Raw genomic sequence first — 26,227 nt, 5'->3', positions numbered from 1 at the left:
TACGGGCTTTTCGGGCATCCGGACGTCGGTTGCGGTGAGAGAAAATGGCCGCAAAAATCATTCTGTGGAAACATATCAAAGAAATTGTCCGTAGGGTTGAGTAGGCGGTTTGGATGTCAGAGGGTTGAGTTAGTGGTTTAGATGTTTTTGTGATAGGGTTGAAGCTGTGATTTAGATGTCAGATTACTGCCGAAATCTGAGATAACAATTATTTTTAAATATTAGTGGCTAAGGAAGATAGACGCTAACAATTAGAAATGAGAGGTGTGTTGCTATAAATGAAAATCGAGACTTATAAAGGAAAATATAATGATGAAATAATATCACTTATTCTTGATATACAGAACAATGAAGCAAAGATCAATCTTTCACTTCAGGAACAGCCGGATTTGATAGATATTAGCCGGTTTTATCAACAGGACGGAGGAGAGTTTTGGATTGCCTTATCTGATGAGAAAGTAGTAGGAACAATCGGGTTAATGCTTAAAGAAAATCAATGCGCAATCTTAAAGAAATTTTTCGTCCATAAAGATTTCCGCTCAAAGAAAGTAGGATTGTCTTTATATAATGCATTACTGAAATACGCTAAAGAAATAGATATCCAGCATATTATTTTAGATACGCCTTCTGTTGCTACGGCATCTCATAGATTTTATGAAAGGGCTGGGTTTCATATAATAAGTATGGAAGAACTTCCTATACCGTATACGTACCCGGATAGGGATAGTATTCTTTATATGTTGGATTTTTGAATTTTAAGGAAAGCTGCTGCAACTATCCACTGGATAGTCGCACTCCAAAATACGCATCACGTTGAGGCAGTATCACTGCTTGTACGAGCTGATGAAACAGCGAAAGTAGAAGCAGATGTTCTGCCCATGCGATAGCTGTCGTAGAATGAGGAGTTAACGACGAAATGAGACGGTAACAGCGAACCGTTGAGTGTGTTAGCTTGTTAGTTAAAAACGCAGAATGAAAGTTTAGCTTGCATTTGATTTTTAAGGTAAGTTGTTTATGAAGATTTTTAAGATTTATGAAGGGGGATTTTATGGGACTACTTGATTTTTTCAAGAAAAAGAAGAGGTTGACTTCTAGTGATGTTTTAGATGATGAAAGTTACATTAAAGAGATTCGTCATTGTAGTCAAGAAGCTTGGCATCAGTATGACGTTTTGTTAGCTGCTCGTGGTTATGGTTGGAAAGGCATGGTTGATTGGGCTAGTTATATGAACAAGGCTGATTTAATGAATATTTCTACCATTACTTACAGTTCACTACCTGGTTCTAAAGAGATTGAATGTATCGAAAATTTTCGTCAGAATGAAAATGATTTTTTTAAAATGCAAGAGTTGAAAGATGAACAATCAAGTTTGGCAGTCGGTGGAGAAAGTAAAACCTTAAAAGTACCAATAAAAATCGTTTGGTTTAATCAAACAAGGACATTAAGATTTTTTACGTTGTTTCTTGATGATGAAAAACTTATGGAGCGCTACATTGAAACAATGATTCGTAGAACTTTTTTAACTGCGGACGCTATGAAATTAGCTAAAAGTGGCAGAATTGATTAGGAAGTCTGTTTCAAAATTTTAAAAATACAATGAAACTCAAAGAAATAATTGATGATACTGAGAAACAAGATATAACACATTTTATTTTAGGAGCTTTGCCTGAATGGTTTGGGATTTCTGAAGCGCGTGAGAACTACATCAAAGAAAGTGCAAAGTGCCCATTTATAGCTGCTTATGATAAAAAACACCCAGTTGGTTTTGTTTATTTGAAAGAAACTGGAAGAGATACAGTTGAGCTATTTGTAATGGGAGTTTTGAAAGAATATCACCGACAGGGTGTTGGAAAAGCTCTTGTTTTGAAAGCTAAAGAGATTGCTACCGAAAAAGGTTACACTTTTCTTCAAGTCAAAACGGTTCAAATGGGAAAATACGATAGTTATGATAGCACAAATCGTTTCTATCTTTCACTTGGTTTTAAGGAATTTGAAGTGTTTCCGACATTGTGGGATGACTGCAACCCATGTCAAATATATGTCATGGCGTTAGAGTGATGCTATTGATAACGTAAAAGGGAGTGATTATTATGAATAAGGGATATTCACGAAAAGAAGTACAACGGTATTTATTATGGACATTTGCATTAGCATGGCTAATGCAGATAGTTGTTGCTATTGTTTATCATATGGGAAACACGCTGTTTGTGCAGTTACTACTTTCTATAATGATGTTCACACCTTTGTTAGGAGTGCTGTTAACAAAACATCATCTAAAAGGTTTGGGGTGGAAATTTCAATTTAAAGGAAATGCTAAAGTATTCTTGATTACTTGGTTTGCTCCATTGCTTTTAACGGTTTTGGGTGCGATACTTTATTTTATGATTTTCCCAAAACAGTTTGATTTGAGTGGTCAGTATTATGCGGCTTCTTATAATGGAAAAGAGGCTCTTGCTCAGCTGCAAGCAAAAGGAATCAGCTATCCTCTCTTAGTTTTGATAAATACTTTTGCCTGTATAACCTATGCTCCAGTGATAAATGCCATGTTAGCGATTGGTGAGGAAGTTGGTTGGCGAGGTTTCTTGTATCCTCAATTGAAAGCAAAATATGGAAAAAATAAGGGCAGATTACTTGGAGGTATTATTTGGGGAATCTGGCATTGGCCAATTATCGGACTGATCGGCTATGAATATGGTACTGACTATCCAGGTTTTCCGATTGTAGGAATGCTGATTTTCTGTATTTTCACGGTTACCTCAGGCATATTATGTGACTGGGTTTATGAAAAGAGTAAATCAATTTGGTTTCCAGCAATTTGCCATGGTGCGATTAATGCCGTTACGCTCCTTCCTTTAATGGTTTGTGTTGTGAACACAGGAGCGATGACTTTGCTTGGTCCAGCTCTTATTGGAATAGTATCTGGAATACCTCTGTTTATCTTTGCTATGTTTCTGTTTTTCAAATCAAAACAAAACTAGTTAATGTCGTCTTCTAGGTTAAGGCGCACTAGTCGTTTTACCGTTAAATAAATGTATTTAAAGAAAGGTTTAGTAAGACATTGGAACAATTTATGATAGTGCTGACGCAGATTGGGATTTTTTTGATTTTGATTTGTGTGGGCGTGTTGGCTGTAAAATTAAGGATATTAGAAGAAGCGTCATTAGCAGGTGTTTCTGGACTTGTTATGAAAATCGCGCTTCCTTGTTATATTTTTATTAATGCTGTGACGAGTGCGACCAGACAGTCACTGATGCAGAGTTTGATTATTGTCCCTGTCGGCATTGCACTTTATATCGCTTTGGTGCTTGTCAATATCTGTATTGAAAAAGTATTTGGCTTAAAAGGCAATCGTCAGAAGATTTACAGAGCATCTTTTGTCTTTGGGAATATTGGTTTCATGGGAATTCCGCTAGTTGCGGCTATTTATCCAGATACAGCAATTTTGTACGTGTCAGTCTTTACCATTGTCGATCAATTATTCTTTTGGACATACGGAGTGACCTTAACACAGCCAGCCAGTCAAGCAAAAGAAGGCTTTTCTTTGGCAACGCTAAAAAATCTGGTCTCTCCACCACTTGTCGCTATTGTCTTAGCCGTCATTTTCATAGTAGTGGGAATTCCCGTTCCAACTATTGCTGAATCCGTTCTTAACACCATTGGAAGCACATCAATGCCACTTGCCCTTATTTATATTGGTGGTGTTCTTTGCTCAGCAAATCTAAAACCAGTCCTTAAGTGTGGTGAATTATACGCTGGTATTATCGTTAAAATGATTGCTATTCCAGTTGTTGCTTTCTTTGTCATGGCACAACTAGGATTGCCAGAAGACATGTCAGCTACCATTGCCTATATGGCTGCGCTACCAGGAATTGAACTCGTGCCAATGCTCGCTGAAGCCAATGGGTCTGACGGTGATTATGCCGTCTGTGCAATCATGATGACAACAATCGCCTGCCTAATCACCTTACCTATCGTAAGTTTGCTAATGGCGATTTTATAACAAACATACCTGTCGTTCATTGTAACGGCAGTTTTTTTATGTTAAAATACTATTACCATAATATTCTGATAATTCAAAGGGAAATGTGCATGAACCAAGCGTATTTAGAAGCAACAAAGTATGTTGATTATGATCATCCAAAGATTCAACAACAAGCACGTCAGTTGAAAAAGGAGAGTAGTGACGAGATTGACTTGGTAAAAAACACCTTTCAGTTTGTGCGAGATAAGATTTCACATTCATGGGATGTTCAAGATAGCAGAGTGACAGTATCGGCTAGTGATTGTCTGCGCGAGGGTGTCGGTATTTGTTGGGCAAAAGCCAATCTTTTAGCAGCCCTTCTTCGTGCGAACGGGATCCCGTCAGGCTTTTCTTATCAGCGCTTGATACTCTTGGCTCGACTCCAGACACGGGCTATTGCATTCACGCCCTTAATACCGCTTATCTTGATTCTTTAGGAAAATGGCTGCGCTTAGATGCTAGAGGAAACAAGAAGAATGTTCATGCAGAGTTTTCACTTGATGAGGAAAAATTAGCTTTTTATCCCAATGCCGAGGGTGAAATTGATTATCATGACAATCATGCTAATCCAGACCAAGGCTTGATGACAGTCCTTGAACATAGCACAGATGCTATCGATATGTATTTGCATCATTTGCCAGACAGCTTAAGCAATGACATTAAGGAGTTAAAATGAAGTTTAAAAAAGCAAGTTTATCAGATTTGGAAATCCTTGTTTCCACCAGAGTAAATGTTCTGCGTTCAGCCAACCAATTAGACCTATCAGTCGATATGAAGGAAGTTGAGAAGTCGTCAAGACTTTATTACCAAGAAGCGTTGGCTAGTGATAATCATACTGCTTTTCTTGTTTATAATGCCGATGATAATGTCATCGGTGCTGGCGCCGTGTCATATTATCAGGTCATGCCGACTTATCATAATCCAAGTGGCAAAAAAGCTTATATCATGAATATGTATGTCGCACCCGAACACCGCAGAAAAGGAATAGCAACAAAATTGCTAGATTTACTAATCGCCGATTCAAAAGAACGAGGCATTGACCATATTACGCTTGAAGCTACCCAAATAGGAAGAAAGCTCTATGAAAATTACGGCTTTTGTCAAATGCAAGACGAAATGCAATATTATAATAAAGATTAAGGCGTGTGGTGCTATCATAGCCACAGCTGAATAAAGAAAAGAGGATATCAAATGGTGACAAATATTGATTATAAATCTATTCAAAATTTTAAATGTAGTGATCTAGAACGTTTGTTTCTGTCGGTGGAATGGTCATCTGGTCATTTTCCTGAAAAATTAGTCCTTGCCATGCAGAATTTTAAAACCGTTTATTCGGCTTGGGATGGGGATAAATTAATAGGGATGATTTGTGTCATGGATGATGGGGTGATGAATGCCTATATTCACTATTTACTTGTTGATCCAGACTATCAAGGACATGCTATCGGTAGAAAATTGATTCAGATGGTAAAGGAAAAATACAAATCTTTCATGCGGATTGCAGTGATTGGATATAATAAAGAAATTAACTTTTATGAAAACTGTGGTTTTGTTAAAAGTGAAGATTGCTCACCGCTTTTTATCACATCCTTATGGACTTAGTTTTTAGTATTAATGATTGAAAAGGAGAAAATATGATAAGAAAAGCGAGAAAAGAGGATATTTCACGAATTGCGGAAATCCTTGTCTTTGTAAAAAGAATAAAATTCCGTCCGATTTTTCAAGATGATGACTTTTCATTTGGTGAGCTACAAGTGATTTCAGTTGCGAAGCAATACATTGACGAAGGCATTATTGACAATATTTTGGTTTATGATGACGGGATTGTCAAGGGATTCATTCGTGTAGAGGGAAATGAAATTGTCGAACTGTATGTTGACTACTTTTTCCAAAATCAGAGCATTGGCTCTGCCTTGATTGAATACGCTAAGGCACATTATCCGATTACCTTTTTGTGGGCAATTGAAAAAAATCAAGATGCCATTCGTTTTTACGAGGCACATGGCTTTCACTTAACCGACACAAAGAAATTTGAAGAAGGAACAACAGAGTATCTTGTCATGCTAACAAGAGAGGAAGTGTGAAGAGTGGTATTTACTGAAAATATTAATTGCTTAATATCTAATCACCTTGTAAATTGTCTAAAAATGGTTACAAATTAGATTTTTTGCTATATTAATAGTGAAAGGAGCGTGTTTGAAATGCTTGAAGATTACATGCAAAAAGCGATTCAAGAAGCTTATGACGGTATTAAAAAAGGTGACGGTGGTCCCTTCGGTTCTGTGATTGTAAAAAACGGTGAGATTGTTGCTAGCGGTCACAATATGGTTCTAGCTCATCATGACCCAACAGCTCACGGAGAAGTGACGGCAATTCGTAAAGCTGGTAAAAAACTTGGCACACATGATTTATCAGGAACAACTTTATTTACAACTGGTGCACCTTGTCCAATGTGTTTGGCTGCGTGCCTCTGGGCAAATATTGACAAGGTTTATTATGGTTGCACCATTGCTGACAATGCCATGATTGGCTTTCGTGACCAACGTTTTGACGAACTCATGGGCGGACGAAAAAATCTCCCCAAAGATTACCTCGTTCAATTAAACCACGATGAGTGCTTAAAACTCTTCAAAGATTATCAAGAGATGACACATAACCTTTACTAATGGAACAAATACCAATCAGACTGTGGCTCACTAACTGCAGTCTATTTTACTTAAAATGTTATAATATCACTAATAGCTTTTTAGAATTTAGCGAATAAAAGTAAAGGAGCAGTCTAATGGATACCAAAGAGAATATTCAGCAAACTTTTGTGCGCCAGTACGCTCAAAAGGACTATGCAATGATGACAATAAAAGACCTTTGTGCTGCTGTTCCAATAGCTAGGACAACATTTTATACCTATTATGACAATCTTGATGACCTAAAGGCAGAAATTGAGGATAATTTGATAATGGGGTTGCTAAATGTGGTCAATGAGATTGCTGATGGTGATATTGAAAAAATGATTTTTGCTGAATTTCTTGATGCAACGCAATGTTACATTCAAGCACATTGGGACACTTTCGATACTTTTCTAATTCGTCAGCCAAATCTTAGGTTTATTGATAAATGGAAAGCAGCCATTAAACAAAATTTTAAAAAACGTTATCCTGATAAAATTTCCTTACCAAATTATGATTTGATAGCTGAAATGCTTGCTTCTGCAACGATTAGTGCTTATTCTTACTGGATGCAAAATCCAAGCAAGGTTAATACCGAAGAAATGAAAAAGTTGATTGCTCAAGCTCTCGAATCTATCGTAAAACTTTTAGAACTTTGAACACATTTGTCATTTGTGTAGTGTGAATGAAACAGTCTTTGTTTTATAATAAAGCCAATAAAAGTTAGTTACCCAATAAGGGAGGGAATAGTCTTATGGGAAAAATTAAAATTCATGTTTTTCATACTGGTGAAGTTTGTGTCGCTCCCAAATTACCTTTTGGTGGAGATGACTGTAGTGTGATTGAAGCATCAGGTATCTTTGGCAAAAAAGAAGACCGCATTTGGCTTCCTGTTTCTTCATATCTAATTGAACACCCAAAAGGAACGTTTCTTGTTGATACTGGCTGGTCACGAGACATGAGCCCGAACGGTGTTTTTGATAAAAAAGCACAAATAAAATCACTAGATAGTAGATTACTTTACAAAATTAATCAAGGAAAAGTTGGGTTGGGACAATGTATTGATGAACAACTATTAAAGCTAGGAATCAAAGATTCAGACCTTGATGCGGTGCTTTTGACACATCTTGATTGTGACCATGCTAATGGTTTAAAACAAGTAAGCAACGCTAAAAAATTTCTGGTATCAGCTGACGAAGTGGCATTTGCTCAAAAATTAACGAATAGAGTCCGTTATCGAAAAACTTGGTGGGAAGGCGTTAATCTTACTGCCTTTGATTGGAATGACACTCAAGGAGCATTTTCAAAATCTTATGACTTGCTGGGTGATGGTTCGATTGAATTAATTAGTATCCCAGGGCATGCAGATGGCTTATTTGCTGTAAAAGTTAAAAATGACGAAGGCAAATTTGTCCTATTATTTTCAGATGGCGGTTATGCGACAAAAAGTTGGGAACAAATGATTACATCAGGTATTGCTGCCGACAGAGAAAAACAACGTCAGTCGTTAGCTTGGATTAGAGAACAAAGTTTAGACCCTAATTGTATTGAATCTTTGGCAAATCACGATTCAGATATTCAACCCCATGTTATTGAATTTTAAGAAATAAGGAATCCCCCAATTATAGAAAAGTTAATGGAACGCCCCCAATAGTAACAGCGAGTTGCTTGTCAAAGTGGGATTTTATGGCATAATGAAAAAGAAGACGTTAAAAGGAGATTATTATTATGGAGATTCAAGAAGTATTGAAAAATTTGCGTGACAAATATCAGTTAACGCAAGAAGAATTAGCAGCGCGTGTTTTGGTGACGAGGCAAGCGGTTAGTCGTTGGGAAACAGGTGAGACACAACCAAATACGGATACCTTAAAATTGCTTTCAAAAGAATTTAATGTATCGATTAACACCCTGCTTGGCTCACCGCGTCAGCTGATTTGTCAATGTTGTGGCATGCCTTTGACAGAAGATGAGGTCATCAGTCGTGAGACAGATGGGAACTTCAACGAAGATTATTGCAAATGGTGCTATGCAGACGGTGCGTTTGTTTACACGACAAAAGACTCATTACTTGATTATCTAGTGGCAAATATGCCAAATCCTGACAATCTTTCTGATGAGGAACGTCGTTTGCAATTTGATGCTTATTTGTCACAATTGAAACATTGGAAATAAAATATTGAAATACGTCTCAGGGGATATAGGCGCGTGTAGCACTTACATTTATCCTCTGGGATATTTTTTGATTCCAAGAAGCAAATCCATGCCATAAAACGGCAAAAAATCCCAAATAACAGCCTTTTTTATCCCAAGAGACCTAGAGTTTTCATTTTTTGTGTGATAAAATGGTATTGTGAAGTTCTCGTAAGCGTCTGAGAACAAATAAATTTAGGAGGAAAAAAGTGGACGCTTTTAAGTATATTAAACCTAAACTGTTCAGTACTCTTAAGAATTATACGGGTGCGCAGTTTGCAAAAGACCTTGTTGCAGGGATTATTGTGGCAATCATTGCCTTACCGTTGTCAATTGCCTTAGCGATTGCGTCAGGTGTTAATCCAGAACAAGGTCTTTATACTGCTGTTGTTGCAGGTTTTTTTATTTCATTTTTAGGAGGTAGCCGTGTCCAAATCGGTGGACCGACAGCCGCATTCGTTGTTATCATCTATGGAATTATTGCACAATATGGTATGGCAGGTCTTACCATTGCAACATTCTTAGCTGGTATCATGATGATTGTCATGGGGTTATTACACTTCGGTGATTTGATTAAATTCATCCCTAAAACAATCACAGTTGGTTTTACTTTGGGAATTGCTGTCGGAATCTTGGTTGGGCAACTTAAAGATTTCTTCGGATTGAGCATGGGTGCTGTTCCAGCAGAATTTGCTGAAAAAATGATAGCTTATGCACAACATATCAATACTATTCATTGGCCAACGTTGTTGATTGGTTTGATCGCCTTACTAATCCAAATCTTCTGGCCACGTGTTTCTCAAAAAATCCCGGGTTCACTGGTCGCGATTATTGTCACAACAGCCATTGTTGGTTTGGGGCACATCTCATCTGTCAAAACAATCGGTGATTTGTACACTATCAAGGCTGGGCTTCCAACATTTACAATGCCGCAATTATCATTCGGTCTTATCCGTCAAATGATTTCACCAGCCTTTACCATTGCGATTTTGGCTTCTATTGAATCACTTTTATCATGTGTGGTTTCTGACGGGATGATTGGTAGTCATCATCGTTCAAATGCCGAATTGGTCGGACAAGGTGTTGGTAACATGATGTCTGCTTTGTTTGGTGGTATTCCTGCAACAGGTGCCATTGCACGTACAGCAGCTAATGTTAAAAATGGTGGACGTACCCCAATCGCTGGTATGATGCACGCCGTGACTCTTCTTTTGATTTTGTTGTTCTTAATGCCATATGCATCACTGATTCCAATGAGTTGTTTAGCATCAATCTTGATTATGGTGGCTTACAACATGAGCGGTTGGCGCACATTTGTTCATATGCTTAAAAAAGCACCTAAGAGTGATATTGCTGTTTTGGTCATTACACTTGTGTTGACAGTATTCTTCGACCTCGTCGTAGCTATCGAATTTGGCATGGTTTTAGCAGCTTTCTTGTTCCTAAAACGTATGTCAGATGTAGCAGCTGTTCGCCAATGGGTCGATAAAGACAGCCTTGATGATAATGAACTTTCTGAAAATACTGATTTGAAACACGTGCCAAACAACACCGTCGTTTACGAAATCTTTGGTTCATTGTTCTTTGGTGCCGCAAATGACTTCCTTAATTTTAACCATGAAGAAGGTAAAAATGTCTTGATTCTTCGCATGCGTAACGTTCCTGCCATGGATATTTCAGGATTAGAAGCACTCGAAGAAACACTAGAAATTTGCCAAAAACGTGGCATGACATTGATTCTTTCTCACGTTAACAAACAACCTTACCACGTTATGGAAAAAGCAGGGTTTATTGAAAAAGTCGGTCAAGAAAACCTTTGCGAAAATATCGATGCATCCCTTAAACGCGCAGCAAGCCTCGCTTAAGGTTATATAGATAAAGGTCAGCAGATATGATTCTGCCGACCTTTTTTTGGTTGGTTATCTAATTTTTTATTCCTAGCCATTTATCACGGTAGTTGCCAAGGAAATTTTCAATAACGTTAAGAATCGAGCCGACTAGAAAAGCCGCAACAATTGTGCCGATTCCCACACTTCCCAAGCCTTTGATAAAGATAAGGCATGAAATCAAGGAAATGACAACCATTGTAATATCAAAGCCGACTTTGACCTTTGGAAAAGCGATACCAGTAACATCAGAGACAGCTTTCATTGCCCCCTCACCAGCAAGTGGCATGATATTAGGTGGTAAATACATGAAAATCCCAAAAGCAATGATAACAGTTGAAATTAACATCATCAATAGACGAATCACCAAATTTTCAGGAGTCGGTAAGAAAGAAACACCCCAGTTACAAAATGTTGTAAAATACCCAAAAACAATACCGACAAGAATTTGGAGCAAATTAATAGGTTTAAAATTTCTTCTAAGCAAAATCATTTGCAACAAAACCAAAAAACAATGGAAAATAATCGTTGCTTTCCCCATTTCAATTCCCCAAATACAAGTCATCGTGTAGGGGATTGAGCTAACGGGTGACACCCCAAGGTTAGACTTAACAGATAAGGCAACCCCGATTGTCATTGTGAAAAGCCCAAGAAAATACATGATAAGTCGTTTGGAAAGGTGATCTCTCATGCTTTATCACCTCCAGAAATATTATCGATACCTTGCCAAATCTTATCAAGTAATTCTTCAGCTAATTGCTGTTCGTCTTTTGATAGGAGTTGGAGAGCGTTGGTATCCTCTTCGTCGAAAATGACTTTCATTTGTTCAGCAACAGTCTTTCCGTGTTCTGTCAGATAAACATAAAAAGAACGACGATTGCCAGCTTTTTGCCGACGTTCAACAAGCCCATTTTCTTCCATTCGCATAATAATATTTCCGAGCGTTGCTTGCTCGATTTCACAGAGTTTGGCTAATGTTTTCTGGTCGCTTCCCTCATTTTCAAGAAGGGCATCAAGCACTTTGGGTTGACCAGATGACAAACCAAGCTCTTTTTGTGCTCTCGCAAAAATGCGACGCCCAAGCGCTGTATGGGTGCGCATTAGTTGATAATGTAATGTCATGTAACCTCCTTTAGTAAAATACTAAGAATTCTTATTATAAGCATTCTTAGTATAACACAAAAAGATTGCACTGTTAACCATATCCTGAAAGTAAGTGTTTTCAAATGACATATCATGCAAACTATTGTATTTATGATAAAAATGATGTCAGATTATTTCAGCAGTTTCAAAGCAGCAGCAGGGATAAATGACTTTTAATATTTCGTAAAAATGATAGCTAGTTATTTTTAGAAGCTCTTAAAAACTATCTTTTTAGGGAATATAGGCTGATTTTCTTATGAAATAAGTCTATTTTTCTTTCATTTTTCTTTCAGAAAAACACTTTTTGAAATATTTATTAATTTTAAAATTTTCTGTATTTTTCAAAAACGGTGTGTTATAATACTTAACATACTGAAAGAAAGTTATGGTTAGGAGGAACCATTATGGAGTTTAAATCAACTTGGAAGCGTGTTGGTTTGGGAGTAGTTAGTTTGGCGTCAGCTGCTCTTTTAGCCGCATGTGGAAACAGTAGTTCATCATCGTCATCTAGTAACGAGATTAATTGGTACACACCAACTGAAATTTTAACACTAGATATTTCAAAAAATACCGATCAATATTCAGCGCTTGCTATCGGAAATTCATCAAGTAACCTGCTTCGTGTAGATGAAAATGGTGCCCCACAACCAGATTTGGCAAAAAGCGTTGAGATTTCAGATGATGGGTTGACTTATACAGCTACTTTACGTGATGATCTCAAATGGTCAGACGGCAGTGATTTGACAGCAGATGATTTTGTTTACACTTGGCAACGTATCGTTGATCCAGCGACAGCTTCTGAATATGCTTATTTGGCAGTAGAGTCTCATCTTGAAAATGCCGATAAGATTAATTCAGGTGAAATTACTGACCTTAGTCAATTAGGTGTTAAAGCTGATGGCAATACAATCACATTTACTTTGACAAGCCCATGTCCACAGTTCAAATACTATCTTGCTTTTGCTAACTTTATGCCACAGAAAAAATCATTCGTTGAAGAAGAAGGCAGTGATTATGGAACAACATCAGATGACCAAATCTACTCAGGCCCATATACTGTTGAAGATTGGAACGGTAGTGACGGTAGCTTCAAGTTGGTAAAAAATAAATACTATTGGGATGCTGACAATGTCAAAACTGAAACTGTAAATGTTCAAGCGATTAAAAAAGCAGACACAGCTGTTCAAATGTACAAAAATGGTGAGCTAGATACGGCTAATATTTCAGCAACATCATCTATCTATGCTGCTAATAAGAGCAATGAAGATGCCGTTGCTGTTCAAGAAGCTCGTTTAACTTACATGGTTTATAACGAAACTGGCTCAGTTCCGTCACTAGCTAACACTAAAATTCGTCAAGCACTTAACTTGGCAACTGACCGCCAAGGTGTTGTCGAAGCAGCTATTGATACAGGTTCTAAACCAGCAACATCACTTGTTACACCAAGTCTAGCTAAGTTGACAGACGGCACAGACCTTTCAGAATATGTTTCACCAGGATATAGTTATGATGAAGATGAAGCAGCAACATTGTTCAAAGAAGGCTTGGCTGAATTAGGAACTGACTCAATCACATTAACGATTACAGCAGATTCTGATGATGCTGTTACCAAAGCAGCTGTTGACTATATCAAACAAAGTTGGGAAGATGCTCTACCAGGATTGAAGATTGAAGAGAAATTCGTTACCTTCAAACAACGTCTTGAAGATACTAAAAACCAAAACTTTGAAGTCGCTCTTGTGTCATGGGGTGGTGACTATCCAGAAGGTTCTACATTCTATGGATTGTTCTCATCAACTTCAGCATACAACTATGGTAAAGTGTCAAGTTCGGAATTCGATGAAGCATACAACAAAGCCATTACAACAGATGCTTTGGATACAAATGCAGCCGCTGACGATTACAAAGCTGCTGAAAAAGCCCTTTACGACGGCGCTCATTACAATCCAATCTACTTCCGTAGTACTGAATGGCTACAAAATCCTTCAATCAAAGGACTTGTCCGCAATTCAACTGGTTTGACAGTAGATTTCACTTACGCTTACAAAGATTAATAATCAAAGACAAGGTTGAGATTAGTTCAACCTTGTTTTTTACTTTATATGTAAGATTCTAAGAGCAATAGTTGGAGTAATGTTGAATTTTGATGTTAGATTTTCTGATATTGTTTGTATGATAAAACAAAAAACACTTGGAATATTCAAATTTTTAATAATTATTAAAAATAAAAACGCTAAAAAGACGTAAAAGTGCATAAAATAGCATTTTTATGCATATTTTGGCGTTCGTTCTCATAAAAGTGTGTAAAATGAGTGAAAAATAAATGTAACCAAGCTTTTTGAAAAATTAATTAATTTACAAATTTTCTGTATTTTTAGAAAATACTGTGTTATAATAGTTAACATACCGAAAGAAAGTTTATGGTAGGAGGATCCATTATGGAGATTAAAAATTGGAAACGTGTAGGTCTAGGAGCTGTGACCTTGTTATCAGCGGCTGTTCTAGCAGCTTGTGGCAATAGCAGCAGTTCATCATCTTCTTCAAGTGATGAAATCAATTGGTTTATCCCAACTGAAATTAGTACCTTGGACATTTCAAAAGTTACAGATACTTATTCATCAATTGCTATCGGTAACTCAGGAAGTAACCTTCTTCGTCGTGATGAAGATGGTGAGTTACAACCTGATTTGGCTGAAAAAGTAGAAGTATCTGATGATGGCTTGACTTATACAGCAACACTTCGCGATGACCTTAAATGGTCAGACGGTAGTGATTTGACAGCAGAAGACTTTGTGTACAGCTGGCAACGTATTGTTGACCCTGCAACTGCTTCAGAGTACGCTTATCTTGTATCAGACGCACATGTCTTGAATGCTGAAGAAGTTATTGCAGGAACTAAGAGTGTTGATGAATTGGGTGTCAAAGCAGATGGAAATAAACTTATTTTCACTTTGTCTGACCCTTCACCACAGTTTATGAGCTTGCTTTCATTTGCGAACTTCATGCCACAAAGCAAAGACTTTGTTGAAGAAGCTGGTGATGATTACGGAACAACTTCTGAAAAATCATTGTATTCTGGACCATATACCGTTGAAGATTGGAACGGAACAAGCGGAACATTCACTCTTGTGAAAAATAAATACTATTGGGATGCTAAAGATGTTAAAACTAAGAAAGTAAACATCCAAACGATTAAGAAACCAGATACAGCTGTGCAAATGTACAAAGATGGTGACCTTGATTACGCAAACATCTCAAATACTGAAGCAACATACAAAGCTAATAAAAATCGTGATGATGTTGTTGACGTTCCAGAAGCTACAACAGCCTACATGGTTTATAACCAAACAGGTACTGTAACTGCTTTGAACAACACTAAAATTCGTCAAGCCCTTAACTTGGCAACTGACCGTGAAGGAATTGTAAAAGCTGCTATCGATACTGGTTCAACAGCTGCGACAGCTCTTGCGCCTACGGGTCTTGAAACATTGCCAGACGGTACTGATTTGGCTGAATATGTTTCTCCAGGTTATAGCCATGATGAAGAAGAAGCAGCTAAACTCTTCAAAGAAGGTTTGGCAGAACTTGGTACTGATTCAGTTACATTGACAATCACAGCTGATTCAGATGCACCAGTTGCAAAAGCTGCAGTTGACTATATCAAAGAAACTTGGGAAAATACTCTTTCAGGTTTGACAGTCGAAGAAAAATTCGTTACTTTCAAACAACGTCTTGAAGATACTAAAAACCAAAACTTTGATGTAGCTCTTGTGCTTTGGGGTGGTGACTATCCAGAAGGTTCTACTTTCTATGGTCTGTTCACTACTAACTCATCTTACAACTACGGTAAATTCTCAAATGCAGATTATGATGCGGCTTACCAAAAAGCAATCACAACAGATGCTTTAGACCCAGCGGCTGCTGCAGACGATTATAAAGCTGCTGAAAAAGCACTTTATGATAATGCGCTTTATAACCCAATCTACTTCCGTAGTGGTAAAGGACTTCAAAATCCAGACCTTAAAGGACTTGTTCGTAGCTCAACTGGTTTGTCAGTAGATTTCACTTACGCATATAAAGAATAAATCCAATCAAATTAATGTAAAACAAGGTTCGGGCTTTGCCCGCCTTGTTTTATTTGTGCCTTGAAAAATGATACAATAGATAGGAAATTGTTTGAAAAACGTAAGAATAGGTAAAGGAAAGAAGATGCGGTTAGATAAATTTTTAGTAGAAGCAGGCATAGGGTCGCGGACGGAAGTCAAACAACTGCTAAAGAAAAAACAAGTACTTGTTAATGGCAAAGTGGAAATATCACCTAAAACACAGATTGATGAGAAAGCCGACCGGATTAGTTGTCAGGGGCAGACGCTTTCTTATGAAAAATACGTTTATTATATGTTGAATAAACCAAAAGGTGTGATTTCAGCAACGGAGGATAATCATCATAAAACCGTCTTAGATTTGCTCGATAAAACAGCTTGGGATAAGGAAGTTTTTCCAGTTGGGCGTTTGGATATTGATACGCATGGGCTTTTACTATTAACTAATAACGGTAAGTTAGCGCATGCCGTGCTATCTCCTAAAAAACATGTTGATAAAACTTACCGAGCCAAAGTTGCTGGTCTGATGACGACCGCTGATGTGGCAGCTTTTGCCAACGGTATTGACTTGAAAGATTTTACATGTCAGCCAGCGCAGTTGGTGATTCTTGAAACAAATGAAGCAGAAAGAACAAGTGTTGTTGAAATTACCATTAAAGAGGGAAAATTCCACCAAGTCAAACGCATGGTACAGGCCTGTGGTAAAAAAGTGACAGATCTTCAACGTCTCAGCATGGGTCCACTTCAATTGGATAAGCAATTGGCTCTTGGAGAGTGGCGTCGATTAACAGATGATGAGTTAGCAAGCCTTGAAGAATTTGACGTTGAATTGTAAATTTCTGCAGTAGTTATTTGATTATTTGGGGCAATCATGTTAAGATAATAGTAATAAATTCAATGAGCGAGGTGTATTAAAGTGGCATTTGGTGAAAACGGACCACGTAAAAAAACAGCGTTTGAAAAACTGACTTTAGTAGTTGTTATCTTAATGGTTCTAGTAACCGTAGGTGGTCTTATTGCGACTGCAATTGGTTCAATTATTTAAAGAACGCTGAAGAGGCGTTTTTTTATGCTTTAACCCATCAAACTTTAAAGCAATTTTTACAATAATGAAAGAATAGGAATTAATAATGAGTATGTTTTTAGATACTGCCAAAATTAGCGTAAAAGCTGGTCGTGGTGGTGACGGAATGGTTGCCTTTCGTCGTGAAAAATACGTCCCTAACGGTGGACCTTGGGGCGGTGATGGCGGTAAAGGTGGTTCAGTCATCTTTAAAGTTGACGAAGGGCTTCGTACCTTGATGAACTTCCGTTATAATCGTATTTTTAAAGCCAAATCTGGTGAAAAAGGGATGACAAAAGGAATGCACGGACGTGGTGCGGAGGACCTTATTGTCCGTGTCCCACAAGGAACAACTGTTCGTGATGCGGAAACCAATAAAGTGATCACTGACCTTGTTGAGAATGGTCAAGAATTCGTTGTTGCTCGTGGTGGACGTGGTGGACGTGGTAATATTCGCTTTGCGACACCACGTAACCCAGCACCTGAAATCGCTGAAAATGGTGAACCTGGTGAGGAACGTGACCTTCAATTAGAATTGAAAATCTTGGCTGACGTTGGTTTGGTTGGATTCCCGTCAGTTGGTAAATCAACATTGTTGAGTGTTGTGACAGCTGCTAAACCTAAAATTGGTGCTTACCACTTTACAACAATCGTGCCTAATCTTGGAATGGTTCGTACCAAATCAGGTGATAGCTTTGCTATGGCCGACCTTCCAGGGTTGATTGAGGGCGCTTCACAAGGTGTTGGACTTGGTACACAATTCCTTCGCCATATTGAGCGTACACGCGTTATCTTACACGTGATTGATATGTCAGCTAGTGAAGGTCGTGACCCGTATGAAGATTATGTTTCTATTAATAATGAGCTTGAAACCTATAATCTTCGTTTGATGGAACGTCCACAAATCATTGTTGCAAACAAGATGGATATGCCAGAAGCGGAAGAAAACTTGAAAATTTTCAAAGAAAAATTGGCAGCGAATTATGATGATTTTGAAGAAATGCCAATGATTTTCCCAATTTCAAGCTTGGTGCATCAAGGGCTAGAAAATCTAATGGAAGCGACAGCAGAATTGCTTGCTAAGACAGATGAATTCTTGCTTTACACTGATGATGACATGATTGACGAAGAAGTTTATTATGGCTTTGACCCAGATGAACGTCCATTTGAAATTTCACGTGATGACGATGCTGCTTGGGTATTGTCAGGTGAAAAACTTGAAAAACTCTTTGTCATGACGAATATGGAACGTGATGAATCCGTTATGAAATTTGCTCGCCAATTGCGTGGTATGGGGGTTGATGAAGCCCTTCGCGAACGCGGAGCTAAAGACGGAGACATTGTCCGAATCGGAAACTTCGAATTCGAATTTGTGGATTAAAATACGATACAAAGTCCGTTAAGCGAGCAAAGCAAAAATAGGAATTTTGACGAAGAGCCGTGAGCTCTAGGAAAAAATTATCTTTTTTGCATAGCTCGTAGGACGTGTTCAGTTGCTATGTTAGCCGTTATAGTGGACTAGCTACCAACTTACTAACTACGTTAAGACAGTAAGTATCGACTGTCTTAACTCCGTGTCGTAACAGTTCTATTAAGTATTGCCTAGGCATCTTACTAGCTCGAAAATGGTTTATTATCGAAACCATTTTCTCACGTCGTAACGTATGTTCTAACGACGTGTTTGATTGCTGTGCTGGTTTGCTTAAATTGGAAGAATTATAAATTTTAAAGATTAATAGGAATTGTGATGATTCACAATTGAGCTTATATTACATTTTACTGGAGGTTCTTATGGGTGATAAACCGATATCTTTTCGAGATAAAGATGGTAATTTTGTATCAGCAGCCGATGTTTGGAATGCTGAAAAGCTAGAAGAACTTTTCAATACCCTTAATCCAAATCGACGTTTGCGCTTGGAGCGCGAAAAATTAGCTAAAGAAAAAGCAGGCGAAGCCAAGGATCAAGAATCATAATACTCGCCTTACTTACCTGCATAAAACTCGCTTTTTAATTTTCAGGCTCATGAAAAAACTGTCCAGTGGACAGTTTTTTTAATATTTTTGAAGTTCTTTGTCAGTTAATTGATAACGTAGATTAGCAATGTCGTCAATGAATTTTCTATCGTGAGAAACACTGATAATACAGCCGTTAAAATTTCTTAAAAGTTCTCTGATTAATGGCTGACTAGTTGGTGAAAAATGCCTTGTCGGCTCATCAAGAATTAAGATATGATTTTGGGCTAAAACCATACGTGCTAAGAATAATTTTGCTTTTTGCCCACCTGAAAGTTCAAGGACGGAGTGCTCGATTTCTTGTCTTGTAAATTGAAGGCTGGCAAGGAGTGTTCGAGCTTTTTCGCTGTCTGATACCTGTGTTAAAAATGTTAGAGCGGTCATTTCTTTGCTAAAAACACTATCGTAATCTTGTGGCATATAACCGATTGAAAAATGATTTTTATCTAGCTCTTGGTAAATTTGTGCGAGCAGACGTGTTTTTCCGATACCGTTTCTCCCAGTAATCACCAGTTTATCTTGACCTAAAATGGTTAAACTGACTTTTTGGCCGGTTGATAAATCATGATTGCCCCAAGACAGAAGTTTTTTCTTTTTATCGAGAGGGACAATATCATCGAAAAATAGTTTTATACTATCCATTTCTTCAGGAAAATCGACCATTTTTTCTTCTTCTTTGACATACCGTTTTTCAAGAGATAAGACATTTTTCATCTTTTTAGCCGCTAATCTTCCCATAGTGCTATCATGAGTATTTCGCACATTATATTCTGCCGCCTGATGAAGCCGTTGTATTTTAGCGTCTCTTTTAGCTTTTATACTGCGGTCGTTTTTGGCTTGTCCCAGTTGTTTGGTATAAGCTTTGTGACGATAAGTCATATAATCTGTGTAACTTCCTGAAAAGTAGCTTGCGCGAGCAACTTGACGACGCTTTATTAATTCAAGGTGTAGAATAGCAGTAGCAGTTTTTTCTAGCAGGGCTTCATCATGAGAGATAAAAATAATTGTTTTGTCAGATGATTGAATGAATGCTTGTAAAGTATTAATTGCCTGCGCATCAAGGTCGCTAGAGGGTTCATCTAGTAAGAGTAAATCATTGGTTTCACCAACCAGTTTAGCAAGTTGTAACTTTAATTTTTCTCCACCAGATAAACTTTTCAAACTCTGATTTCTATTTTCTAAGGATTGAATATCCAAATCTAATCGCGCAGCCATTTGGTAAAAAGCATTGAAATCGAAACTAACATAATCTAAATTATCATAAAGAAATTCTGAAACTGTCATCTTTTCTTGTTTTTGTGACAAAGCTTGTGGTAAATATCCAATTTTGGGAAAATGATTATCAATTTTTCCCTCGAGAATACAGTAGTTAGCCATTAATTGCGGAGACAAAATAGCCTTTAAAAGTGTTGACTTCCCAGTACCCTCTTCGCCAATAATAGCTAATTTATCCCCAGAATTGACGATTACATTTAAATCAGAAATAAGCTGTGTTAAGTCTTTAAGATGTGTAATTGTTAAATGATTAATTTGTAGCATAAGAACCTCGCTTTCAATAAAAAACTCTCTACCAAATCAAGTAGAGAGTGAGGCTTTCTATTAATAAAACAAAATAGCACTAATAAAGGCGGGAAATAGCCATCTATTAGCTGAGGAAGTTTATTAAAGAGCGCACTAAAAACAAAACTTGATATGGTAGTATCAAAAATTCTGTTCTTAGTTGTTCATTGCTCCTTTTCCTCCTAAATGTTAATTTGATATTAGTTTATCAAAAGGTGCTATAAAAGTCAAAGGTTATAGTAGGTAGTGTTAATAAGTGAGTTAGCTAAGCGCTGTAATACCTAGCGTAGAAACCTAACAGCTTTAACTTAACCTAGTGAGAAATCTAGTCACCTACCAAATAGTAGGTGACGTAAAAGGTCGAGATGCCTTAGCATCCGACCTTTTTGATTTATCACACATTCAAGACTTTATCAAGGAAGTCTTTTAGGCGTGGGTGTTGTGGGTTGTCGAAGATTTGTTCTGGTGTGCCGTCTTCGAGGAATTCACCGCCGTCAGTAAAGATAACGCGGTTGGCAACTTTACGAGCAAATCCCATTTCGTGAGTGACGATTAACATTGTCATGCCTTGTTCTGCAAGATTTTTCATAACGTTAAGAACGTCTCCGACCATTTCTGGGTCAAGTGCAGAAGTAGGTTCGTCAAAAAGCATGATATCAGGATTCATAGCTAAACTGCGAGCGATAGCCACACGTTGTTTTTGTCCCCCTGATAAGCTTTCGGGTTTTGCGTCACGTTTATCAGCTAAGCCGACTTGTTCAAGAAGTTCCATGGCATGTTTTTCTGCCTCTTCTTTACTTTCCTTACCTAGTTCGATAGGCGCAAAGGTAATGTTTTCAAGAACTGTCATGTGTGGGAAAAGGTTAAAGTGTTGGAATACCATTCCGATATCCTCACGAACTTTATCGACATCAGTTTTTGGGTCAGAAAGTTCATGACCGTCAACGATAACTTTTCCACTTGTGATTGTTTCAAGTAAGTTGAGGGTACGTAGGAATGTTGATTTTCCTGAACCTGAAGGACCGATAATACAAACAACATCACCTTCGTGGAACTGAGTTGTGATTCCTTTTAGGACCTCATTATCTCCATAAGATTTGTGCAAATCTTGTACATCAATTTTTAATTCTGCCATTATTTAAGCCTCTTTTCTAGACGTTTTGCTAAACGTGTCAAAAGGGTGATCATTACAAGGTAGATAACTGCTAAGATAGCATACATACGGAAAGATTGGTAGTTACGAGCAATGATGATTTTACCAGTTTGGAAGAGTTCAACAAGACCAATTGCTGATACGATAGTTGTATCTTTCAATGAAATAACGAATTGGTTGATGAAGTTTGGTAGCATTAGGCGAACAGCTTGTGGCAAGATGATTTTTTGCATTGTCTTACCATATGAAATACCTAAACTACGGCTGGCTTCCATTTGACCTTGAGGAACAGCCTCGATACCACCACGGACGATTTCTGCAATGTAAGCACCACCATTAAGCGAAAGCGCAATAGTAGCTGCAACGAAATCGTTGATTGGGCTTTGTTTGCCAGTGATAGACTCGAGAAGGTTTGGAATTCCCCAGAAGATAAAGGCAGCTACAATCATCAATGGGATACCGCGTACGATGTCAACAAAGACAGCTGAAATAGTACGAAGAACTTTGTTTGGCGCAACAGCCATCATACCAAAGATAATACCAATAACCATGGCAATTGCAAATGAAATCAGTGTTAAGCTAAGTGTCTTGCCTAAACCTGAAAGCAATTGTGAATAGTTATTTTTTAGGAGTCCCCAGATTGTTGTTTCATCAACGCTTGATGAACTTGAGCTTGAACTTGAACTATCGCTTGTACCAAGGTATTTATTGACGATTTCGTCGTATTCGCCAGATTCAACTAAGGCAGCAAGACCGTTGTTGAACATTTCAATCAATTCTGGGTTAGAACCTTTGCTAACGGCAAATCCGTATTCACCGGATTTTTCCCCAGCGATAGGTGTTTCAAAATCACGTCCTTGTTGGATAGCGTAGAGTAGAACGGCTTCATCATCCATTAAGGCATCAATAGAACCGGAGTTCAAGCTGTCATACATTGTTGAGGCTTCGTCAAAAGCTTTCAAGGTATAACCGTATTCGTCAGCGTGTTCAGATAACCATGTGTAAGATGATGTTCCGTTTTTAGCTCCGACAGTTAAGCCTTTCAAATCACTATAACTTTTAACGCTGCTACCAGATTTTACAGCAAGTAAGATATTTGAAGTGTAGTAAGCATCAGAGAAATCAAAAATTTCTTTACGAGCGTCTGTGATTGACATACCTGCCATGACCGCATCCGCTTGTCCCGCTTGAACCGCGTTAAGCGCAGCATCAAAACCAGGGTTAGAAATTTCAACGTTGAAACCTTGTTGTTCAGCGATAGCTTTAATCAATTCAACGTCGATACCTTCGTATTCACCAGAATCATTTTGGTATTCAAATGGTGCGAAAGAAGAGTCCATGACGATTTTGTAAGTACTTTTAACGGGTGTAGCTTTAGCAGAAGCGTCTCCAGTTAATGTTAAGGTACTTGAAGCGGCTGAACTATTAGATGATGAGCTTGTTGAAGAAGATGTATACGAATCACCTAACCATTTTTGCATGATTTGGTCATAAGTACCGTCTTCTTTCATAGCAGCAAGAGCCTCGTTGAATTCATCAATCAAATATTCGTAGCTGCTTCCTTTTTTAACAGCAAAAGCGAAGCTTCCGATTGATTCTGCATCGATATTGATTTCATATGATTTTCCTTGATTGATAGCGTATTGAACAACTGGTGTGTCGTCCATCGCTGCATCAATAGAACCAGAATCAAGGCTGTTATTCATCAAATCGCTAGTATCAAATGTTTTGACAGTATAGCCATATTTATCAGCATGTTCGTCAAGCCAAGTTTGGGCAGCAGTACCATTTTTAACACCGACAGTTTTACCTTTTAATTGGCTATATTTTGAAATGGCTGTGTTACCACTTTTGGTGTAGATAACGATTGAAGTATCATAATAGGTATCAGAGAAAGTAAAGACTTTCTTACGTGCATCAGTAACGGTTGTTCCTGCCATAAGAGCATCCGCTTGTCCCGCTTGAACAGCGTTTACTGCAGCATCAAAACCGGGGTAAGTTTGTTCGTAGTCCCATCCCTCGCGTTCAGCGACTTCTTTGATGATATCAACATCAATCCCTTTATAAGTTTGATCTGAATCTTTAAATTCGAATGGGGCATAAGCTGTATCAGATACAATGCTAATTGTGTCCGCTTGAGCTTTGACACCAAACACAAAGAATACAGAGAATATTGCTAGCATAAGAGCTTTCAATTTGTGCTTCATGTTAGTCTCCTTTTGGTTAGAATAGTATTATTATACCAAAATTCAGACATTAAGGCAAATTTAAGAAACATGTGATGTTAGAAAACCTTACATGAAATACTATAATTTTAGCAATAATAGTCTAAAAATCCCTTTTTTACTGACTTGTGTTACAATAAGAGTAATAAATTTCAGTTTTGAGGATTATCATGATAGATAGAGTAGAGAACAATCAATTTAAATTAGTATCAAAATACCAACCGTCTGGAGACCAACCAGAAGCTATTGAGGCTTTGGTGGATAATATTGAAGGTGGGGAAAAAGCTCAAATTCTTCTTGGAGCAACAGGAACTGGTAAGACTTATACGATGAGCCAAGTTATTGCTAAGGTCAACAAACCAACGTTGGTTATTGCTCATAATAAAACTTTGGCTGGGCAACTTTATGGGGAATTCAAAGAATTTTTCCCAGACAATGCTGTTGAATATTTTGTGTCTTATTATGATTACTATCAACCAGAAGCTTATGTGCCTTCTAGCGATACTTATATTGAAAAAGATAGCTCGGTAAATGATGAAATCGATAAATTGCGCCATTCAGCAACATCAGCCCTACTAGAGCGTAATGACGTTATCGTAGTAGCGTCGGTATCGTGTATCTATGGTTTGGGGTCACCAAAAGAATATGCTGATAGTGTGGTTAGTTTGCGACCTGGGCAAGAAATATCACGTGACCAATTGTTAAACGATTTGGTTGACATTCAATTTGAACGAAATGACATTGATTTTCAACGTGGCCGTTTTCGTGTGCGTGGCGACGTTGTCGAAATTTTCCCAGCCAGTCGTGATGAGCACGCTTTTCGTGTGGAATTTTTTGGTGACGAAATTGACCGTATTCGAGAAATCGAAAGTTTGACAGGTAAAGTTCTTGGTGAGGTGGAACATTTAGCGATTTTCCCTGCTACACACTTCATGACCAATGAGGAACATATGGAGCACGCCATTCACAACATTTTGGAAGAAATGGAAGAGCAGGTCAAGCAGTTTGAGGCAGAAGGAAAGTTGATAGAAGCGCAGCGTATTCGCCAAAGAACGGAATACGATGTTGAAATGCTTCGTGAAATGGGCTATACGAATGGTGTCGAAAATTATTCGCGTCATATGGACGGTCGTTCAGAAGGGGAGCCGCCGTTTACCTTACTTGATTTCTTCCCAGAAGATTTCCTTATTATGGTCGATGAAAGTCACATGACCATGGGTCAAATCAAAGGAATGTATAACGGAGACCGTTCGCGTAAGGAAATGCTGGTTAATTATGGTTTTCGTTTGCCAAGTGCGCTTGATAATCGTCCTTTGCGCCGTGAAGAATTTGAAAGTCATGTTCACCAAATTGTTTACGTGTCAGCCACCCCAGGGGATTACGAGCTGGAACAAACTGATACTGTTGTTGAACAAATCATTCGTCCAACTGGTTTACTTGACCCTGAAGTGGAAGTGCGTCCAACCATGGGACAAATGGATGATTTGCTCGGTGAAATCAATAGCCGTGCTGAAAAAGGCGAACGCACCTTCATTACAACATTAACTAAGAAAATGGCAGAAGATTTGACTGATTACCTCAAAGAAATGGGGGTCAAAGTCAAGTATATGCATTCAGATATTAAAACGTTGGAACGTACGGAGATCATTCGTGATTTGCGTCTAGGTGTTTTTGATGTCTTGATTGGGATTAATTTGCTCCGTGAAGGAATTGACGTCCCAGAAGTGAGCTTGGTTGCCATTCTTGATGCGGACAAGGAAGGATTCTTGCGCAATGAACGTGGTCTTATTCAAACGATTGGGCGTGCAGCGCGAAACAGCGAGGGGCATGTTATCATGTATGCTGATAAGATTACAGAATCTATGCAAAAAGCCATGGACGAAACGGCGCGTCGTCGTGAAATTCAAATGCGTTACAATGAAGAGCATGGTATTATTCCGCAAACAATCAAAAAAGATATTCGCGATTTGATTGCCATTTCGAAAAGTTCTGATACAGATGTCGCAGAAGATATTCCAGATTACAATGCTATGACGAAAGCAGAACGTCAAGAGACAATTAAGAAACTTCAAAAACAAATGCAAGAAGCAGCAGAAATGCTCGATTTCGAACTTGCTGCCCAATTGCGTGATATGGTATTAGAATTGAAAGCCATGGATTAGAATTGAGATTCATGTAAAAGTTCACTTTAGAACATCTTAAAA

The 26,227-nt window shown here is 38.0% G+C and carries 27 protein-coding genes; 21 read left to right on the top strand and 6 right to left on the bottom strand.

Annotated elements, in window-relative coordinates:
- The first annotated feature begins 278 nt into the window (after positions 1 to 278).
- The 5 genes from BTR42_RS07995 to BTR42_RS07975 all read left to right on the top strand — a co-directional run bounded on the left by BTR42_RS07995 (position 279) and on the right by BTR42_RS07975 (position 4,000).
- On the top strand, positions 279 to 752 hold the full coding sequence (locus BTR42_RS07995) for a GNAT family N-acetyltransferase (protein WP_077497173.1): 474 nt from the start codon (positions 279 to 281) through the stop codon (positions 750 to 752).
- A 296-nt stretch (positions 753 to 1,048) separates the two neighbouring features.
- Positions 1,049 to 1,567, top strand: a complete 519-nt coding sequence (locus BTR42_RS07990; RefSeq protein ID WP_077497171.1) for a hypothetical protein — start codon at positions 1,049 to 1,051, stop codon at positions 1,565 to 1,567.
- 29 nt (positions 1,568 to 1,596) lie between these two features.
- On the top strand, positions 1,597 to 2,058 hold the full coding sequence (locus tag BTR42_RS07985; RefSeq protein WP_077497169.1) for a GNAT family N-acetyltransferase: 462 nt from the start codon (positions 1,597 to 1,599) through the stop codon (positions 2,056 to 2,058).
- A 32-nt stretch (positions 2,059 to 2,090) separates the two neighbouring features.
- On the top strand, positions 2,091 to 2,978 hold the full coding sequence (locus BTR42_RS07980) for a CPBP family intramembrane glutamic endopeptidase (RefSeq protein WP_077497167.1): 888 nt from the start codon (positions 2,091 to 2,093) through the stop codon (positions 2,976 to 2,978).
- A gap of 92 nt (positions 2,979 to 3,070) precedes the next feature.
- On the top strand, positions 3,071 to 4,000 hold the full coding sequence (locus tag BTR42_RS07975; protein WP_077497165.1) for an AEC family transporter: 930 nt from the start codon (positions 3,071 to 3,073) through the stop codon (positions 3,998 to 4,000).
- 36 nt (positions 4,001 to 4,036) lie between these two features.
- Here the strand turns inward: BTR42_RS07975 and BTR42_RS12915 are convergent, their stop codons facing one another.
- Positions 4,037 to 4,243 (bottom strand): hypothetical protein, encoded by a 207-nt coding sequence (locus BTR42_RS12915; protein WP_237394394.1) that lies wholly within the window; start codon positions 4,241 to 4,243, stop codon positions 4,037 to 4,039.
- On the opposite strand from BTR42_RS12915, the gene BTR42_RS13040 reads away from it, so the two are divergent.
- The 9 genes from BTR42_RS13040 to BTR42_RS07930 all read left to right on the top strand — a co-directional run bounded on the left by BTR42_RS13040 (position 4,165) and on the right by BTR42_RS07930 (position 10,742).
- Positions 4,165 to 4,458: a transglutaminase domain-containing protein gene (locus BTR42_RS13040; RefSeq protein ID WP_237394391.1), complete on the top strand. Its 294-nt coding sequence runs from the start codon at positions 4,165 to 4,167 to the stop codon at positions 4,456 to 4,458. The genes BTR42_RS12915 and BTR42_RS13040 overlap by 79 nt on opposite strands.
- Before the next feature lie 235 nt (positions 4,459 to 4,693).
- Positions 4,694 to 5,161: a GNAT family N-acetyltransferase gene (locus BTR42_RS07965; RefSeq protein ID WP_077497163.1), complete on the top strand. Its 468-nt coding sequence runs from the start codon at positions 4,694 to 4,696 to the stop codon at positions 5,159 to 5,161.
- Positions 5,162 to 5,212: 51 nt separating this feature from the next.
- Positions 5,213 to 5,623: a GNAT family N-acetyltransferase gene (locus tag BTR42_RS07960; protein WP_074657621.1), complete on the top strand. Its 411-nt coding sequence runs from the start codon at positions 5,213 to 5,215 to the stop codon at positions 5,621 to 5,623.
- A gap of 32 nt (positions 5,624 to 5,655) precedes the next feature.
- A complete protein-coding gene (locus tag BTR42_RS07955; protein ID WP_077497161.1) occupies positions 5,656 to 6,105 on the top strand; it encodes a GNAT family N-acetyltransferase in 450 nt (149 codons plus the stop codon).
- 117 nt (positions 6,106 to 6,222) lie between these two features.
- Positions 6,223 to 6,687 carry a nucleoside deaminase gene (locus tag BTR42_RS07950; RefSeq protein ID WP_077497159.1) on the top strand — a complete coding sequence of 155 codons (465 nt, stop codon included), beginning with the start codon at positions 6,223 to 6,225 and terminating at the stop codon, positions 6,685 to 6,687.
- 116 nt (positions 6,688 to 6,803) lie between these two features.
- Positions 6,804 to 7,346 (top strand): TetR/AcrR family transcriptional regulator, encoded by a 543-nt coding sequence (locus tag BTR42_RS07945; RefSeq protein ID WP_061459719.1) that lies wholly within the window; start codon positions 6,804 to 6,806, stop codon positions 7,344 to 7,346.
- A gap of 95 nt (positions 7,347 to 7,441) precedes the next feature.
- Entirely contained in the window at positions 7,442 to 8,290 is an 849-nt protein-coding gene (locus BTR42_RS07940; RefSeq protein ID WP_009854509.1) for an N-acyl homoserine lactonase family protein, read from the top strand.
- Between the two features lie 125 nt (positions 8,291 to 8,415).
- Complete coding sequence (locus BTR42_RS07935; protein WP_061459089.1) at positions 8,416 to 8,859, top strand: zinc ribbon domain-containing protein; 444 nt, start codon at positions 8,416 to 8,418, stop codon at positions 8,857 to 8,859.
- Positions 8,860 to 9,086: 227 nt separating this feature from the next.
- Positions 9,087 to 10,742 carry a SulP family inorganic anion transporter gene (locus BTR42_RS07930; RefSeq protein WP_077497157.1) on the top strand — a complete coding sequence of 552 codons (1,656 nt, stop codon included), beginning with the start codon at positions 9,087 to 9,089 and terminating at the stop codon, positions 10,740 to 10,742.
- A gap of 58 nt (positions 10,743 to 10,800) precedes the next feature.
- Here BTR42_RS07930 and BTR42_RS07925 read toward each other — a convergent pair whose 3' ends face one another.
- Positions 10,801 to 11,454, bottom strand: a complete 654-nt coding sequence (locus tag BTR42_RS07925) for a YczE/YyaS/YitT family protein (protein ID WP_077497155.1) — start codon at positions 11,452 to 11,454, stop codon at positions 10,801 to 10,803.
- Complete coding sequence (locus tag BTR42_RS07920) at positions 11,451 to 11,885, bottom strand: MarR family winged helix-turn-helix transcriptional regulator (protein ID WP_077497153.1); 435 nt, start codon at positions 11,883 to 11,885, stop codon at positions 11,451 to 11,453. The genes BTR42_RS07925 and BTR42_RS07920 overlap by 4 nt, the downstream gene beginning before the upstream one ends.
- 425 nt (positions 11,886 to 12,310) lie before the next feature.
- Between BTR42_RS07920 and BTR42_RS07915 the strand changes: the two genes are divergently transcribed.
- From BTR42_RS07915 to BTR42_RS07890, 6 genes are all read left to right on the top strand, one after another.
- The gene (locus BTR42_RS07915) at positions 12,311 to 13,960 is read left to right on the top strand and encodes a peptide ABC transporter substrate-binding protein (protein ID WP_077497151.1); all 1,650 of its coding nucleotides are present in this window, start codon (positions 12,311 to 12,313) and stop codon (positions 13,958 to 13,960) included.
- Between the two features lie 384 nt (positions 13,961 to 14,344).
- Positions 14,345 to 15,991 carry a peptide ABC transporter substrate-binding protein gene (locus BTR42_RS07910; protein ID WP_099046286.1) on the top strand — a complete coding sequence of 549 codons (1,647 nt, stop codon included), beginning with the start codon at positions 14,345 to 14,347 and terminating at the stop codon, positions 15,989 to 15,991.
- Between the two features lie 124 nt (positions 15,992 to 16,115).
- A complete protein-coding gene (locus BTR42_RS07905) occupies positions 16,116 to 16,844 on the top strand; it encodes a pseudouridine synthase (protein WP_077497149.1) in 729 nt (242 codons plus the stop codon).
- Between the two features lie 81 nt (positions 16,845 to 16,925).
- The gene (locus tag BTR42_RS07900) at positions 16,926 to 17,054 is read left to right on the top strand and encodes a DUF4044 domain-containing protein (RefSeq protein WP_003065505.1); all 129 of its coding nucleotides are present in this window, start codon (positions 16,926 to 16,928) and stop codon (positions 17,052 to 17,054) included.
- Between the two features lie 85 nt (positions 17,055 to 17,139).
- On the top strand, positions 17,140 to 18,453 hold the full coding sequence (obgE, locus tag BTR42_RS07895; RefSeq protein ID WP_077497147.1) for a GTPase ObgE: 1,314 nt from the start codon (positions 17,140 to 17,142) through the stop codon (positions 18,451 to 18,453).
- A gap of 410 nt (positions 18,454 to 18,863) precedes the next feature.
- On the top strand, positions 18,864 to 19,046 hold the full coding sequence (locus tag BTR42_RS07890) for a hypothetical protein (RefSeq protein WP_039692728.1): 183 nt from the start codon (positions 18,864 to 18,866) through the stop codon (positions 19,044 to 19,046).
- A 78-nt stretch (positions 19,047 to 19,124) separates the two neighbouring features.
- Here the strand turns inward: BTR42_RS07890 and BTR42_RS07885 are convergent, their stop codons facing one another.
- The 3 genes from BTR42_RS07885 to BTR42_RS07875 form a co-directional block, all read right to left on the bottom strand.
- Positions 19,125 to 20,624 (bottom strand): ATP-binding cassette domain-containing protein, encoded by a 1,500-nt coding sequence (locus BTR42_RS07885; protein ID WP_077497145.1) that lies wholly within the window; start codon positions 20,622 to 20,624, stop codon positions 19,125 to 19,127.
- A 415-nt stretch (positions 20,625 to 21,039) separates the two neighbouring features.
- Positions 21,040 to 21,780, bottom strand: a complete 741-nt coding sequence (locus BTR42_RS07880; RefSeq protein ID WP_009854497.1) for an amino acid ABC transporter ATP-binding protein — start codon at positions 21,778 to 21,780, stop codon at positions 21,040 to 21,042.
- Complete coding sequence (locus tag BTR42_RS07875) at positions 21,780 to 24,005, bottom strand: ABC transporter substrate-binding protein/permease (RefSeq protein ID WP_074657592.1); 2,226 nt, start codon at positions 24,003 to 24,005, stop codon at positions 21,780 to 21,782. Before BTR42_RS07875 ends, BTR42_RS07880 begins: the two co-directional genes overlap by 1 nt.
- 188 nt (positions 24,006 to 24,193) lie before the next feature.
- Here BTR42_RS07875 and uvrB point away from each other — a divergent pair, with 188 nt between their 5' ends.
- Positions 24,194 to 26,185, top strand: a complete 1,992-nt coding sequence (gene uvrB / locus BTR42_RS07870) for an excinuclease ABC subunit UvrB (protein WP_077497143.1) — start codon at positions 24,194 to 24,196, stop codon at positions 26,183 to 26,185.
- Positions 26,186 to 26,227: the final 42 nt, after the last annotated feature.

Source organism: Streptococcus gallolyticus subsp. gallolyticus DSM 16831 (assembly GCF_002000985.1).
GTDB lineage: Bacteria > Bacillota > Bacilli > Lactobacillales > Streptococcaceae > Streptococcus > Streptococcus gallolyticus.
This window is presented reverse-complemented; position numbering and strand designations above follow the sequence as displayed.

Excerpts from the sequence above, each read along its gene's own strand:
- BTR42_RS07960 (WP_074657621.1), top strand. The coding sequence starts at position 5,213 with ATGGTGACAAATATTGATTATAAATCTATTCAAAATTTTAAATGTAGT.
- BTR42_RS07935 (WP_061459089.1), top strand. The coding sequence starts at position 8,416 with ATGGAGATTCAAGAAGTATTGAAAAATTTGCGTGACAAATATCAGTTA.
- BTR42_RS12915 (WP_237394394.1), bottom strand. The coding sequence starts at position 4,243 with ATGAATGTGAAATCTTATCTCGCACAAACTGAAAGGTGTTTTTTACCA.
- BTR42_RS07875 (WP_074657592.1), bottom strand. The coding sequence starts at position 24,005 with ATGAAGCACAAATTGAAAGCTCTTATGCTAGCAATATTCTCTGTATTC.
- BTR42_RS07945 (WP_061459719.1), top strand. The coding sequence starts at position 6,804 with ATGGATACCAAAGAGAATATTCAGCAAACTTTTGTGCGCCAGTACGCT.
- BTR42_RS07995 (WP_077497173.1), top strand. The coding sequence starts at position 279 with ATGAAAATCGAGACTTATAAAGGAAAATATAATGATGAAATAATATCA.
- BTR42_RS07885 (WP_077497145.1), bottom strand. The coding sequence starts at position 20,624 with ATGCTACAAATTAATCATTTAACAATTACACATCTTAAAGACTTAACA.
- BTR42_RS07920 (WP_077497153.1), bottom strand. The coding sequence starts at position 11,885 with ATGACATTACATTATCAACTAATGCGCACCCATACAGCGCTTGGGCGT.
- BTR42_RS07910 (WP_099046286.1), top strand. The coding sequence starts at position 14,345 with ATGGAGATTAAAAATTGGAAACGTGTAGGTCTAGGAGCTGTGACCTTG.
- BTR42_RS07990 (WP_077497171.1), top strand. The coding sequence starts at position 1,049 with ATGGGACTACTTGATTTTTTCAAGAAAAAGAAGAGGTTGACTTCTAGT.
- BTR42_RS07950 (WP_077497159.1), top strand. The coding sequence starts at position 6,223 with ATGCTTGAAGATTACATGCAAAAAGCGATTCAAGAAGCTTATGACGGT.
- BTR42_RS07980 (WP_077497167.1), top strand. The coding sequence starts at position 2,091 with ATGAATAAGGGATATTCACGAAAAGAAGTACAACGGTATTTATTATGG.
- uvrB (WP_077497143.1), top strand. The coding sequence starts at position 24,194 with ATGATAGATAGAGTAGAGAACAATCAATTTAAATTAGTATCAAAATAC.
- BTR42_RS07965 (WP_077497163.1), top strand. The coding sequence starts at position 4,694 with ATGAAGTTTAAAAAAGCAAGTTTATCAGATTTGGAAATCCTTGTTTCC.
- BTR42_RS07975 (WP_077497165.1), top strand. The coding sequence starts at position 3,071 with ATGATAGTGCTGACGCAGATTGGGATTTTTTTGATTTTGATTTGTGTG.
- BTR42_RS07880 (WP_009854497.1), bottom strand. The coding sequence starts at position 21,780 with ATGGCAGAATTAAAAATTGATGTACAAGATTTGCACAAATCTTATGGA.
- obgE (WP_077497147.1), top strand. The coding sequence starts at position 17,140 with ATGAGTATGTTTTTAGATACTGCCAAAATTAGCGTAAAAGCTGGTCGT.
- BTR42_RS07940 (WP_009854509.1), top strand. The coding sequence starts at position 7,442 with ATGGGAAAAATTAAAATTCATGTTTTTCATACTGGTGAAGTTTGTGTC.
- BTR42_RS07905 (WP_077497149.1), top strand. The coding sequence starts at position 16,116 with ATGCGGTTAGATAAATTTTTAGTAGAAGCAGGCATAGGGTCGCGGACG.
- BTR42_RS07955 (WP_077497161.1), top strand. The coding sequence starts at position 5,656 with ATGATAAGAAAAGCGAGAAAAGAGGATATTTCACGAATTGCGGAAATC.
- BTR42_RS07985 (WP_077497169.1), top strand. The coding sequence starts at position 1,597 with ATGAAACTCAAAGAAATAATTGATGATACTGAGAAACAAGATATAACA.
- BTR42_RS07915 (WP_077497151.1), top strand. The coding sequence starts at position 12,311 with ATGGAGTTTAAATCAACTTGGAAGCGTGTTGGTTTGGGAGTAGTTAGT.
- BTR42_RS07925 (WP_077497155.1), bottom strand. The coding sequence starts at position 11,454 with ATGAGAGATCACCTTTCCAAACGACTTATCATGTATTTTCTTGGGCTT.
- BTR42_RS07890 (WP_039692728.1), top strand. The coding sequence starts at position 18,864 with ATGGGTGATAAACCGATATCTTTTCGAGATAAAGATGGTAATTTTGTA.